The sequence below is a fragment of the Paenibacillus sp. AK002 genome, assembly GCF_053903045.1.
In genome coordinates this window covers 1,948,308-1,961,662 of the sequence record NZ_CP096377.1, presented here as the reverse complement: position 1 = coordinate 1,961,662, position 13,355 = coordinate 1,948,308, and the positions used below count along the sequence as shown (strand labels likewise).

10 protein-coding genes are annotated in these 13,355 nt (G+C 53.3%); 6 read left to right on the top strand and 4 right to left on the bottom strand.

Annotation, left to right across the window (positions count from 1 at the left end):
- Positions 1-51: 51 nt before the first annotated feature.
- The gene (gene sigK, locus M1D70_RS08365; RefSeq protein WP_006208952.1) at positions 52-753 is read right to left on the bottom strand and encodes an RNA polymerase sporulation sigma factor SigK; all 702 of its coding nucleotides are present in this window, start codon (positions 751-753) and stop codon (positions 52-54) included.
- A 523-nt stretch (positions 754-1,276) separates the two neighbouring features.
- On the opposite strand from sigK, the gene M1D70_RS08360 reads away from it, so the two are divergent.
- The 5 genes from M1D70_RS08360 to M1D70_RS08340 all read left to right on the top strand — a co-directional run bounded on the left by M1D70_RS08360 (position 1,277) and on the right by M1D70_RS08340 (position 9,180).
- Positions 1,277-2,608, top strand: coding sequence for a glycoside hydrolase family 125 protein (locus M1D70_RS08360; protein WP_456289617.1), 1,332 nt, complete (start codon positions 1,277-1,279; stop codon positions 2,606-2,608).
- Positions 2,595-3,485, top strand: coding sequence for a carbohydrate ABC transporter permease (locus M1D70_RS08355; protein ID WP_009592178.1), 891 nt, complete (start codon positions 2,595-2,597; stop codon positions 3,483-3,485). The genes M1D70_RS08360 and M1D70_RS08355 overlap by 14 nt, the downstream gene beginning before the upstream one ends.
- A gap of 14 nt (positions 3,486-3,499) precedes the next feature.
- Positions 3,500-4,399 (top strand): carbohydrate ABC transporter permease, encoded by a 900-nt coding sequence (locus tag M1D70_RS08350; protein ID WP_009592205.1) that lies wholly within the window; start codon positions 3,500-3,502, stop codon positions 4,397-4,399.
- Between the two features lie 98 nt (positions 4,400-4,497).
- Positions 4,498-5,847 (top strand): extracellular solute-binding protein, encoded by a 1,350-nt coding sequence (locus tag M1D70_RS08345; RefSeq protein ID WP_433938987.1) that lies wholly within the window; start codon positions 4,498-4,500, stop codon positions 5,845-5,847.
- Between the two features lie 81 nt (positions 5,848-5,928).
- Entirely contained in the window at positions 5,929-9,180 is a 3,252-nt protein-coding gene (locus tag M1D70_RS08340; protein ID WP_456289616.1) for a carbohydrate-binding protein, read from the top strand.
- 175 nt (positions 9,181-9,355) lie between these two features.
- Here the strand turns inward: M1D70_RS08340 and M1D70_RS08335 are convergent, their stop codons facing one another.
- The 3 genes from M1D70_RS08335 to M1D70_RS08325 form a co-directional block, all read right to left on the bottom strand.
- Entirely contained in the window at positions 9,356-10,387 is a 1,032-nt protein-coding gene (locus M1D70_RS08335) for a dienelactone hydrolase family protein (protein ID WP_456290406.1), read from the bottom strand.
- Positions 10,388-10,476: 89 nt separating this feature from the next.
- A complete protein-coding gene (locus tag M1D70_RS08330; RefSeq protein WP_456289615.1) occupies positions 10,477-11,373 on the bottom strand; it encodes an anti-sigma factor in 897 nt (298 codons plus the stop codon).
- Positions 11,354-11,953: a sigma-70 family RNA polymerase sigma factor gene (locus M1D70_RS08325; RefSeq protein WP_433938983.1), complete on the bottom strand. Its 600-nt coding sequence runs from the start codon at positions 11,951-11,953 to the stop codon at positions 11,354-11,356. Before M1D70_RS08325 ends, M1D70_RS08330 begins: the two co-directional genes overlap by 20 nt.
- A 234-nt stretch (positions 11,954-12,187) precedes the next feature.
- On the opposite strand from M1D70_RS08325, the gene M1D70_RS08320 reads away from it, so the two are divergent.
- Positions 12,188-13,351, top strand: a complete 1,164-nt coding sequence (locus M1D70_RS08320) for an NEW3 domain-containing protein (RefSeq protein WP_456289614.1) — start codon at positions 12,188-12,190, stop codon at positions 13,349-13,351.
- Positions 13,352-13,355 lie beyond the last annotated feature (4 nt).

Below are 13,355 nucleotides of genomic sequence, written 5' to 3'. Positions count from 1 at the left end.
CTTTATATAGACAATCCTCTTCAATCCTTTTGATGTGAGAACAGCCGCTTCTTATCGTTTCTGCTTATAAAACTCATGATACAGCTTCATCAGTGCCCGCTTCTCAATGCGCGACACGTAGCTGCGCGAAATTCCCAGTTCTTTGGCGATTTCCCGCTGCGTCCGTTCTTCTCCCCCGGCTTCCAATCCAAACCGTCCTATGACAACTTCCTTCTCGCGGTCGTCCAATATGTCCAGATTTCGATAAATTTTGCTCTTTTCGATTTTCAGCTGCACGGCATCCACAATGTCATCCGCTTCCGTCCCGAGGATATCTATTAGAGTAATCTCATTCCCCTCTTTGTCCGTTCCGATCGGATCATGCAGGGATACGTCCTTGCGCGTTTTCTTAAGCGAACGCAAGTGCATCAATATTTCGTTTTCTATACAACGGGCAGCAAACGTCGCCAGCTTCGTCCCCTTGTTGGGCCGAAAGCTTTCAATGGCTTTGATCAGACCGATGGTGCCGATGGATATGAGATCTTCCAGATCCTCGCCGGTGTTATCGAACTTTTTGACGATGTGCGCGACCAGCCGAAGATTATGCTCAATCAGTTTATTCCGCGACTGAGGATCGCCTTCGGCCATTCGCTGCAGATGTTTAGCTTCCTCCTCCTCGGTCAGAGGCTGGGGAAACGCGTTGTTTTTCACATACGAAACGAGCAGGGTCAACTCTTTAATGAACAAAGCAATTGCGGTAAACAATCCAGGCACTTTAGGACACCTCCTGCGAAGTTACAATGCAACCGGCCCTTATCGCGCTCGGTTTCTCGGTCTTCTCATTGTATGTAGGCAGCGGCCCAGAAGTGCCTGTACGGGGGAAACTGATGCGTAAAAACGTTAAATGCGCTATCGCTTTCCCGTGAATTTCAACGCCATTTGACTCCTGGGCCAATCGAGTTTCTGCGGATCTAATGGATCCGGCTGACAAACATAAACGATCCGAAACACGAAAATCCAAAGGTATGCCCCATATCAATATAACATGATATTAATATAAAGGTCTGTAAAATTCACATCTTGAAACCAAAGAGATCCCACTTCAATGCAAAGCAAACGACCCAAAGAACCACCATCAACTCGTGCAGTACAATAAAATAATATAATAGCATAAAATTTATTAAATATAATATATTGACATTAAATTGGTATGTAATTATATTGAATGTAAGCGTTTTATATATGGGCATGACAGCAACGATCGACACCCGGAACTATGGAAGGGAGAAGAGCTAACATGTTTACGTTGGACTATTTTGCTGTTTTGCACGATTTGCACCGCACGGTATCCGAAGGCACCCCGGATGATCCGAAACTTGGGCATATGTTCAGGAGCATGCTGGACAACACGCTGGGATCGACCATCCGAAGACAGCCAGACGGCACTACCTTTGTTATTACCGGCGATATTCCGGCCATGTGGCTGAGGGATTCGGCGGCGCAAATCCGGCCGTTCCTCGTTCCGGCAGGCCAAGACCCCAGACTGGCCGATCTGATCGAAGGGCTCGTACGGAGGCAGTCGGCATTCATCCTGCTGGATCCGTACGCCAACGCGTTTAATGATTCGCCTTCCGGTCAAGGCCATCAGAACGATCGCACCGCCATGAACCCCTGGCTTTGGGAGCGCAAATATGAGGTCGATTCATTGTGTTACCCCCTCCAGCTTGCTTACCTGTTGTGGAAAGAAACCGGCAGAACCTCTCACCTCGATCACACATTCCATTCAGCTGCCAAGGCGATTCTTGCCCTCTGGCGAACCGAACAGCATCATGAATCGAAATCGCCGTATTACTTCGAACGCTTTAACTGTCCTCCAAGCGACACGCTGCCCCGCGGCGGTAAAGGCACGGAAGTGGCTTATACCGGAATGACCTGGTCCGGCTTCCGTCCGAGCGACGACGCCTGCGCCTATGGATACCTGATTCCGTCGAATATGTTCGCCGTCGTCGTGCTCGGTTATCTGGCGGAAATTTGCCGAGAGGTCCTGCGAGATCCCGAGATGGAGGCGGAAGCGGCGAAACTGGCGGATGAAATCCGGCATGGCATCGAGATGTACGGCGTGCTCGACCATCCCGAATACGGAAGAATTTACGCCTATGAGACGGACGGAATGGGAAACCACCTGCTTATGGATGACGCTAACGTCCCCAGCCTGCTGTCCATCCCCTATTTGGGTTATGCAAGCGCCGATGACCCGGTCTATCAAAATACCCGCAGGTTCGTGCTGAGCCAGGCCAATCCGTATTATTACCAAGGCACTGCCGCCTCCGGCATCGGCAGCCCCCATACGCCGGACCGTTATATATGGCCGATTGGGCTGGCCATTCAGGGCTTGACGACCACCGATCAAGAGGAGAAGCTTCGGCTGCTTCGGTTAATGGCGGATACCGATGCCGGCACCGGCATGATGCATGAAGGATTTCTGGTCGACGACCCTGCCCGTTATACCCGCCCATGGTTTTCTTGGGCAAATATGATGTTCTGCGAGCTGATCATGGACTATAACGGCATTCGGGTCAAAGCGAATGAACGCCTAGGAGGTCATCGGGATCATCATGGGAACCAATAGAAAGCTACGCGGCTGGGTCATCGGCTATCTGTTCATTTTGCCGTCCATTATCGGCTTCAGTGTTTTTGTCGGATATCCCCTGCTTTCGTCCATGTATTATGCCTTGACGGAATGGAGCGGGTACGACACCCCACGTTTTATCGGCTTCGAGAACTTTAGATACCTGTTCACGGAGGATCCGGCTTTCTGGCCATCGATCCGCGCGACGTTTTATTTCGTAATCCTGAGTGTTCCGTTATCGCTGATCCTAGGTTTGTTGTTGGCGATGATGCTGAACAAAAACCTGACCGGCATCAAATGGTTTCGCACCATCTTTTATCTTCCGGTCGTCGTTCCCTCCATCGCTACGCTCACGTTGTGGCAGTTCATATATGAGCCGCAATACGGGCTGGCGAATTCCCTGCTAAGGGAGTTCGGGCTGGCGCCGGGCACATGGCTGACGAGCGAAACGACAGCGCTTCCATCCATCGTGTTGATCGGTTTATGGCAGGTCGGTTCCAGCGTCATCATCTTTCTGAGCGGGCTGCAGTCCGTTCCGCAGGACATGTATGAAGCCGCCGAAGTCGACGGCGCCTCCCGATGGCGAATGTCGATCAATATTACGCTTCCGATGATCACGCCCATCCTGTTTCTGCAGCTTATACTCGGCATCATCGGCGCATTCCAGGCGTTTAACCAGGTTCAGGTGCTGACCGGAGGCGGACCGAATTTCTCCACTTCCTTGCTGAATTACAAAATCTATACCGATGCCTTCAACGGAAGAATGTTTGGTTATGCCATCGCGGAGGTATGGGTTCTCTTCGTTATCATCATGATTTTTACCGTGATTTCTTACCGGTACTCCAACCGGTTCGTTTATTACGAAAGCGACAAATAAGGGGGTAAGAAGCGATGCAAGCGGAAGTACGGCCGGAACTAAGAGGAAACCTGAATCCAGCGGACATACGCGTGAAGCGGAGAGCAAGATTCAATTGGATTGACGCCTTTCGATTTATCATCCTGGCCATCGGCGCCATAGCGATGCTGTTCCCCCTCTTCTGGATGGTCACCATTGCGCTGAAGAGCAACAATGACGTGTTCAAAATTCCGCCTGAATGGTTTCCGCGGGAATTTCATTGGTCCAATTTTGTGACCGGAACGAAGGAAATCAACTTTTGGCAAACATTCGGGAACTCCCTGTTCATTGCCATCACCTGCACGATCGGGCAGATTATCAGCTCGGTGCTGGTCGGGTACGGGCTCGCACGGCTGAAGTTCCCGGGCCGGAAGCTGTGGTTCTCGCTATTCATAGGAAGCCTCATGCTTCCCGGATTCGTAGGCATGATTCCCATGTTTAATCTGTACACCAGCATCGGATGGTACGATTCGTGGCTGCCTATCATCGTGCCCGCTTTTTTTGGAAACGCCACGTTCTCGTTCCTGTTCGTCCAGTATTTAAGAACGATTTCCGTTTCGTTTGACGAGGCGGCCAAAATCGACGGGGCTTCGGACCTTTATGTGCTGCTTAAAGTATTGGTGCCCATGTCGATGCCGGTGATCATGACCATGGTGATCTTTGCGTTCCAAGGCGCATGGAATCAATATTTGGAACCCCTGCTCTATATTATCGACCCAAGCAAATGGACGCTGTCTCTGGCAATGGCTACCTATACAGGCACCTATGCGACCGCCTGGAATTTGTTCATGGCCGCGGATCTGATTTATATCCTGCCGATGCTGCTGCTCTTCTTCTTTGGCCAGAAATTTTTTATGCAGGGGCTCGGCTCCATGAATTCCGCAGGCTTGAAGTAAGTCGTCCTCACGGATGGGAGGTGATGCAGACCGGGTTGGCTCCAAGCGATAACAGGTGATGTTCAGTTCATTAAATTTACCTTTGGGGAGGTCTTTCAATGAGACAGGGTGCAAAAGGGTGGGCCAGCGCAATCATCGCTTTATTGTTCTTCTCAAGTCTGCTGGCCGCATGCGGCGGGAACGGCGGCGGAGGCTCCGGTTCGGCAGACTCCGGGAACGCGCCGTCCGGACAGGATAACGCGGGATCCAGCAAACCCGTCGAAGTCACGATGATTACTTGGGAGTCGGCGGCCATGAACGAAAAAATCATGGCATCCATGAAAAAATTCGAAGAGGAAAACCCCGACATCAAAGTAAAACTCATCCCTACGCCATTGGATAATTACGGCGTCAAGATCAACGGAATGATCACAGCCAAGAAAGCGCCGGACATCTTCATGACCGGCAACGACATGCTGCTCGATAATGCCGGCAAGGGACTTCTCTACGACTGGACGGAGCTTGCCACCCAGGACAAAGCGTTCATGGAGGGCTTTTACGACGGCGTGGTGGACAGCTGGTACTATGAGGGCAAATTGGTTGGCTTACCGGGTCTCTTGAACACGTACGGCATTTTTTACAATAAAAAGTCCTTCCAGGAGGCAGGCCTTCCGGAACCGAAAATCGGCTGGACCTATGACGAATTTTTTGCGGCGATGGAGAAACTTTCGAGCAATCAAGGCGGCGTGCAGCAATTCGGTTATTATGCCCCCCTTGATCCCTTCCACGTCTCACTCTATTCGGTTTCCGCGGGCGGCGCTCCCTTTGCCGACGCCATTATCAACCCGACGAAGGTCGAAATCAGCGACCCGTTCAGGGAAGGCGTCGAAAAGTATAAGTCCGCGATTGCAAACGGCTACATGAATCCCCCTACCTTTGATTTAACGAATGCCATGAGCTCGTTCAAACAAGGCAAAGTTCCGATGACCCTGCAAGGACAGTGGGTAGCGGACGATCTGATCCGCACGGCTCCCAAGGAATTGGAATGGGGCTACGCGCCGATGCCGGTGGTGAACAGCCAGACCGAAATTTATGACGCCGTAGGCTGGTCCAGCCCTGCAACGCTCAAAAATCCGGAAGCGGTATGGAAAGTGCTCAAGTACCTGGACTCCAAAATGTATGAAGAGGTCCTCCCATCGACCCCGGTCGCTCCTGCGGCTTATCAAGCATCTTCCGCAGCTTATTACGATGCGCTGAAAGCGGCGGGCCATCCGGAAGTGGGCGAAGGCCTCGACCATATTCTGAAATCCCCGAATACGCAGCCGGTTCGTTTCCTGTCGACGTGGGCGGGCAAAGCGTACCCGTTCATAGAGGCCTCTTGGAAAAACATACTGATGGGCAAAGCGCCGATCACCGAACTGGATGTGATGGCTGAAAAAATCAATAACGTGATAACCACCGGCAAATAGCCGGGAAACGTTAACCACTCATGAAGCCGATCTCGATTCTGCCCGGATCGGCTTCGAATTGAAAATGAAGGAGGAATATTTATGTCACGAAGATCAGGCAAATGGTTCAGGTTATTGTCGGTGCCTCTGGTTCTCGCATTCTTGCTTGGCTCCATGCCGGGGATCGGATCATCCAAAGCCTATGCCTATACCGCATCGGATGGGGATACGGCGATGAAAGCTTATAACGAAACATTCTGGGACCCTAACGCCAAGATGTTCTGGAAGGACACCAAACGCGACAAGCACCAGGACTTCTGGGTGGAGGCAGAGCTGTGGGAATTGGTCATGGATGCGTACCAGCATACTTCCGACCCTGCTTTGAAGGCTGAACTCAAAACGCAGATCGACGATGTTTATGACGGCACCGTAGCCAAGTACGGCGAAGACTGGACGAATAATCCGTTCAATGACGATATCATGTGGTGGGCGATGGGCAGCGCCAGAGCCTACCAAATCACCGGGAACCCAAGATACTTGGAAGCAGCGAGGTTTCATTTCGATTTCGTGTACGATACGCAGTGGGACGAAGAGTTCGCAAGCGGCGGCATTTGGTGGCTGAACAGCGACCACAACACCAAGAACGCATGCATCAATTTCCCGGCGGCTCAAGCAGCATTGTATCTTTACGATATTACGAAGGATGAGCATTATCTAAACGCGGCAACCCAAATATTCAGATGGGGCAAAACGATGCTGACGGACGGAAACGGAAAAGTATTCGACCGGATCGAGCTCGAACGCGGTGCGGTTCCGGACGCCACTCACTACAACCAGGGTACATACATCGGAGCGGCCGTCGGATTGTATAAAGCGACCGGAAATCCGGTTTACCTCGACGATGCGGTCAAAGCCGCAGAGTTTACCAAGAGCCGTCTGGTGGATGCAAACGGCGTGTTGAACTATGAAGGTCCCAACGGGGATCTGAAGGGTGGCAAAACGATCCTGATGCGCAATTTGGCCCACCTGCAAAAAACACTCGATGAGACCGGGCAGCACTCGGAGTTCAGCGCTGAATTCGACGAATGGCTTGCATTCAATGTCGAAATGGCCTGGAGCCACCGCAATCCGGAACAGATCGTGGATGGAAACTGGGCGGGACAGCTGCTGTCCGGAACCTATGAGTCCTGGTCCTCGGCTGCTGCCGTTCAAGCTCTGAACGTCATCAAGCCGATGGAAGCAGATCTTCATTATGGCGTTAAGAACCCATTCGATAAAATCGAAGCGGAACGCTATAATATCGGTTCCGGTTTCGTGCTGGAGGGTGCGTTTGAAGGCACGCTCCAACTGGGAGGAATTCAGCACGGCTCTTATGCCGCATACAAAAATGTGGATTTCGGATCTGAAGGGGCGATCGGCTTTATTGCCAGGGCGTCCAGCGGAACGGGCGGAGGCCATATCGAGATCCGGCTCGACTCCAAGGACGGCCCCAAGGTTGGGACCTTGAACGTAGAGGGAACGGGCGGCTGGAATAACTATATCGATGCCGTTACCCTCCTTAAGGACGACCAGGGATCGCCGAGCTCCATTACCGGCGTCCATGATGTGTATCTTGTCTTCAGCAAAACGAATGACGATTATTTGTTCAATTTGAACTGGATTAAATTCACGACGACCGATCCGACCGAAACCGATGCCTATGCCAAGCTTAAGGCTGGAAATTACGACAGCAGCGAAGGTCTCAGCAAACATGCCGAGCTTGGGTACTTAGACGGTATCCATCACAATGCTTATGCGGCTTATGAAGGAATCGACTTTGGATCGGGCGCGGCAGGCGTGACCGTCCATGTGGCGAGCGGCAATCAGGGCGGAACGATCGAAGTCAGGTTGGACAGTCTGGATGGGCCTACCGCAGGCGTCATCCCCGTTCCGGCGCTCGGAAGCTGGGATCGTTGGGTCGATATTATGGCGAATATCGATGACACCCTGGCCGTGGGGGTCCACGATGTATACCTGGTTTTCAAGGGAGCGAACGGCAGCGACTATCCCCTTAATCTGGAGTGGTTCACCTTTACAACCATGAAAGGAAAAGCCAGGGATGCTTACGGCAAGCTGGAGGCCGAAAACTATACGAACGGAGTAGGCTTCGGCAATGAAACCGGAGGCGGGGAAACCTACCTGGCCGGCATGTTTGGACCGAATAATCCTTATGCCATGTACAATTACATCGATTTCGGCAGCGAAAGCCCAACCCAATTCCATGTCAATGCGGCCAGCGACACTAACGGCGGGACAATCGAGGTCCGACTGGACAGCCTTAACGGTCCGGTTATTGCTGCCGGAACCGTCTCGGGAACCGGAGGCTGGCAAAATTTCAAGGTTTTCTCGACGGACGTAACGACTCCCGTAACGGGAAAACACATCGTATTCATGTCTTTTAAAGGCGGAGACTGGTTATACAACTTCGATAAATTCACCTTTGGCGACCCAGCTGTATTCACGGAGCCTGCCCCTCCTACGATACCCGAAGAGGACGATGTTGCTCCGGGCGAGGTAGAGAACGTGCAGGTGAAGCGCGGAGAAGGCAGTGTGACGCTGTATTGGGACGGTCCTTACGATATCGATGCTCAAAAAGTGCAAATTACGCTGCGGAGCGATGGGCAGCAGGTCGGAGAAGTCCTCGAGGTCAATCGCGGAATTCAAACAGCGGTGATACAAGGAATCGAAGCTGGCAAGGATTATTCGCTTTTCATCCGGTCCAAGGATCTGTCCGGCAATGTTTCGCAAGGGATCACCCTTGAGGTAACCGACTCTCCGGCCTTCTCTCTATCTGTGAACGGCAAGAGCTTGAAAGACGGCGATTCCATGGAGGATTACACGCCCCTCAGCTTCAAAATTCTGGACTCTTCCATCCGTTTTGCCGAGATCACCATCGACGGAAAGGCATACACCATCGATCCGGTGACCATGGATCCAATCGACATTGATTTGGCCGGCAACTTGGGCGATAAAACCGCCACGATTACGACCGAGGACCGCTCAGGAAACAAGCTTCAGAAAAACCTCCGGTTCCGGGTCATCACCAGCGTGAATTCCATGAAACAATTAGTCGAGCGATTCACGGATTCAGGCGATGTACGCGGTCCACTCGTTCCCCAGCTGAGCAATGCCCTTAACCAGGTCCAGCATCATCTGGATAAGGGAAGACGCGATCAGGCCTTGAAACATATGCAGAATTTCACCAAGCACCTGAATAAAGAGGCTATGGGCCGCAACGTCAACGAGCAAGCCAAGGCGATATTGAATACGGATGCCAACTTCCTGATCCATGATTGGCAGGATGACCTGGAGTAAACCGGAAGCGCCTTAGCCCCCTGATGACATGTAAAAAAGATGACTCCCGGTCACTCGGGAGTCATCTTTTTCGGCTTTTATCTCCTGTGTGTGCGCCACTCTTCCAAGTTCAGACCTCAATCAATGCGAGATCGAACCCTATTTCTGTGCTGATCAGCGCCAGCAGGGGAATTCTTCAATTCTCCGGGCTGCTTAACCGTTCGAACAGCCAATCGTACGAATGACGGCCGCTAATTTCGTGCGCTCCAGGAAACAGGTCGGCTTGAAGTCTATCCTCCGCGCCGGCACGCCGATAGGTTACCCTGAGCTGTTCAACCGCCGAGTTAAAACCCGCAGCCGGAAATATCCGATCATCGGCTCCCGACTCCAGATACAAGGATCTGGGAGCGATCAGCCCTATCCATTCCGGCAGCTCGGCATGGTTCAGGATACCCGGAATGTAATTGCATATACAGTGCTGCATCGCCATAATGCTGTCCATGAAGGTGTTGGGATAACCGGCAAGCACCGCAGCCCGGATCCGTTCATCCAGCGCCGCGCACAGGAACGAGATCAGGCCGCCTCCCGAAAAACCCATGATGCCGATTCTGCCAGGCTGGACTTCGGGACGCTCGGCCAGATAGTCCAGTGCCCTTAGCGTTTCGGCTGCGCGGAGACCGGCGAGCGTCTTGCCATGCATCAGCAGCTGGGTGGACAGCCGGTGGCAGGAGTTCGCGGCTTCCGGGTTCCGTGCAAGATCGGCGGCTAGGCGGCGCTCTCCGAAACCGGCCACATCCGGAGCGATCACCACCATGCCTCGCCGCACCAACTGAACCGCGAAATGCCGATGTATACCTGGCGGATCCGGATCGCTGGATCCGTCCTGCCTCAGCCCTATAATCTCCCGGCTTCCATAGCCATGGCCATGAACGGCGACGGCTGCGGGCATCGGCTTCCGCTGATCTTCCGGGATTAGGATATAAGCCGCAAAGGATACGCCCGGTACGGCTGATAATTCTACCCTTTCGCGAATATAACCGTCGCATGATTCCTGTTCGAGCAGGACGGGCTTGTGATTTTCGTTGGCCTCGAACTCGCCGATCAATCGCCGAAGCGCTTGCTTCAAATACCGATTGCGCTCTTCGGCGCTCATGGCAGCCTGACTGTCTTTCGTTTTATTCACAGCCTCGTTATACATGGATTCCAATAAAGCATCTGCACGCCACATCCGAAAACTCACCGCCTTCGATAAAGTCACTATTGTAGACCAGGTGTTCCTTGGATCATCTCATTTCCCTGCACCTCAACCACAGGGCATCAAGGCCCCATATTCACCAGGACGGCTTCGGGCCCGGTCGGGCTCCGGCTCCCCCCTTTGGGTTCCATGCTGACCACGATCCGCTTCGCGTTCTCAGCGCCGAACCCGTAATAATAACTCTTTCCCTGCGGACCCTGAACCAGCATAAAGCCGGCGCTCGACAGCCGCTCCTCATCCTGCAGCCATACCTGATAGTCTGTTTCCTGCAAGGAATGCAGACCGTTCACAACGATCAGCATTTCTCCCGAGCCGCGTTTGAGCCATACCGAGCCGCTGCCGTAAAACGGCTCTACGGGCTGTATGACGTACCGCTCGGTATCATCGCTCTGCATATCGGCAATCCGCTGGCTCACGGTATGTTCGAAGGCCGCCTGGGTCTGGACGTCGTTCCCTTTCAAGGTGAATAAACCGGCTATCAACAGGATGAGCAGCGCTCCGGATATCGCATGGAAGGCAGCATGCTTCCTGATTCGGACCTTGCTTCGGAAGGACCGGATATAAGCCGCTCGCATGAGCCTGCGGCGCAGCCGATCGGGAGGTATGGGTCCATCATTCGGAGCTTGATCCTGCACGGCCCCCCGTATGGCCGGCTCCGTACCTGCCGGCTGAGTCGATCCGAGCTGTTCGCCGTCCATATCACGGCTTCGAAACAGCTCCTGCCCGAAGACATCGGATTCATGGAATGGCATTGCGAGATCTTCTGCTCCCATAAGGTCGGCCCATTCCGCCGCCGTGCCGGAGCACGCCTCGCATTCCTTGAGATGGAGCTCCAGATTCCTGCTCTCCGCGTACGGCAAACGCTTCATCACGTAATCGACAAGCTTCTCCTCGGGATAGGCCCTGCAGCCGATGTCACCTTGAACAAGATGTTCAAGGTTATGCTTTGAAAGTTTCATGCTGCGCGCTTCCCCCTTCCTTCCCGTTCATCGCATCGAGCCGCCGCCTGACATTGAGGATCCCGTACCGGATTAAGGATTTGACGGTGCCGACCGGCCGGTTTAACAATTCCGCCATTTCCCGGTGGGACCGCTGCTCGACGTAGCTTCCGTAAACCGCCATCCGCTGAAGGGGCGGAATGCCTTGCAGCGCCTCCTTTACCTGCTCCAGCTCCACCCGTCGCAAGGCGGCCAGCTCAACCGACTCCTGTTCTTCGCTCCATACCGTCTCCGGCAGCGCCTCCCCGTTCCATTCGGCCGTAGCGATGCGCTGCCGCTTGCGCAGGCGATCCATCGCCCTGCACCTTGTTCTCACCGCCAGCCAAGCCTCGACGCTTCCGCGGGCGGGATCGTACTGATCCGCCTTATGCAGCACCTCCATGAAGATATCCTGGCATACATCCTCCGCCTCGGCCGGGTCCTTCGTCATCTGTAAAGCCAACCGGTACACCAGACGGGCATAGGCATCATAGAAGCGTCTGAATGCTGCGGCGGAGCCCTCGGCAATCTCCTCCAACCATAACGCGGAATGATCGTTCATTCCCACAACTCCCCCCTAACCTGATCTCCTCTCCAAAAATGAAGGATGGCTCGCCTGCATACGGCCATTTTCGATTCAATATTTTAGCAAACCGACCTTGGCTTTTGAATAAACCGGGACGCTTTTCAGGTTCCTTTAATGAATTTTTTAGGTAATTTTAATCTTTCCGATAAATCCAATCCCGGTCGTTCCAACGTACTCTTTGTGACAAAAAAATTTAGGAGGGGTAGTGTCATGAAATCATGTAGACAACGAGCCAAGCAGCTGTGCCTGCTGCTCTTGTTCATCCTGGGTACTTGCTTGTACGGCGGAAGTAACACCGCATTGGCGGCCGGAGAAATCACGTTATACACGCCATATACGTCGATTTCCGTTCCGCCTGGAGAAGTCATCAATTACCCGCTAGAGGTCAAAAACAATACGAATAGCGTCATTACGGTTCCGCTGCAAATCAACAGCCTCCCGAGCGGCTGGAGCACCAAGCTAAACGGTGGAGGCTGGCAGCTGAGGGAGGTATCGGTGAAGCCCGGCGAATCCGAATCGGTGACCCTGGAGGTAACTGTGCCGCTTAAGGTAGATAAAGGCTCCTACCGGTTTCAATTAACCGCGGGCTCGATGGCCAGTCTGCAGTTAACCGTGGATATCACGGAAAAAGGAACCTATCAAACCGAGCTCACAACCGATCAGGCCAATCTGGAAGGGCACGCCGATTCCACGTTCACCTACACGGTGAATCTGCAAAACCGAACGGCCAATAAGCAAAACTATGCCCTGAACGCCGATGCCCAGGCGGGTTGGGACGTTACATTCACGTCAGGCGGCAAGCAGGTATCCTCCGTCGAAATCGAAGCAGGCGCAAGCCAATCCATTACCGTCGATGTCAAGCCGCCTGCGGAGGTGACGGAAGGCTCCTTCTCCATTCCGATCCGCGCCTCCAATTCATCGACGTCCTCCGAGCTTGCGCTGGAAGCCGTCATTACAGGGTCTTACGGGCTGGAGCTTACAACGCCAAGCGGCTTGCTCAGCACGAATGTCAATGCAGGCGGAAGCAAAACCATTGAGCTTCTGGTGAAGAATACGGGCACCGCACCACTCTCGGACATTAATCTCAGCGCCGATACGCCGGTGGACTGGGAGGTCAGCTTTAATCCGAAAACGATCGAGAATCTGCCTGCAGGCAAATCCACAACGGTAGAAGCCAAGCTCACTTCAAGCGACAAAGCCATCGCCGGCGATTATGTCACAAGCCTGAAAGCCGCTGCGGCCGAAGCAAGCTCCGACGCCCAATTCCGCGTAGCCGTCAAAGGTTCCATGCTATGGGGCTGGATCGGCGTGCTTGTCATATTAGCCATTCTGGGAGGCATCTATGTCCTCATTCGCAAATACGGAAGGAGATGACCCT

Excerpts from the sequence above, each read along its gene's own strand:
- M1D70_RS08340 (WP_456289616.1), top strand. The coding sequence starts at position 5,929 with ATGTCACGAAGATCAGGCAAATGGTTCAGGTTATTGTCGGTGCCTCTG.
- M1D70_RS08325 (WP_433938983.1), bottom strand. The coding sequence starts at position 11,953 with ATGAACGATCATTCCGCGTTATGGTTGGAGGAGATTGCCGAGGGCTCC.
- M1D70_RS08345 (WP_433938987.1), top strand. The coding sequence starts at position 4,498 with ATGAGACAGGGTGCAAAAGGGTGGGCCAGCGCAATCATCGCTTTATTG.
- M1D70_RS08360 (WP_456289617.1), top strand. The coding sequence starts at position 1,277 with ATGTTTACGTTGGACTATTTTGCTGTTTTGCACGATTTGCACCGCACG.
- M1D70_RS08355 (WP_009592178.1), top strand. The coding sequence starts at position 2,595 with ATGGGAACCAATAGAAAGCTACGCGGCTGGGTCATCGGCTATCTGTTC.
- M1D70_RS08335 (WP_456290406.1), bottom strand. The coding sequence starts at position 10,387 with ATGTGGCGTGCAGATGCTTTATTGGAATCCATGTATAACGAGGCTGTG.
- M1D70_RS08350 (WP_009592205.1), top strand. The coding sequence starts at position 3,500 with ATGCAAGCGGAAGTACGGCCGGAACTAAGAGGAAACCTGAATCCAGCG.
- M1D70_RS08320 (WP_456289614.1), top strand. The coding sequence starts at position 12,188 with ATGAAATCATGTAGACAACGAGCCAAGCAGCTGTGCCTGCTGCTCTTG.
- M1D70_RS08330 (WP_456289615.1), bottom strand. The coding sequence starts at position 11,373 with ATGAAACTTTCAAAGCATAACCTTGAACATCTTGTTCAAGGTGACATC.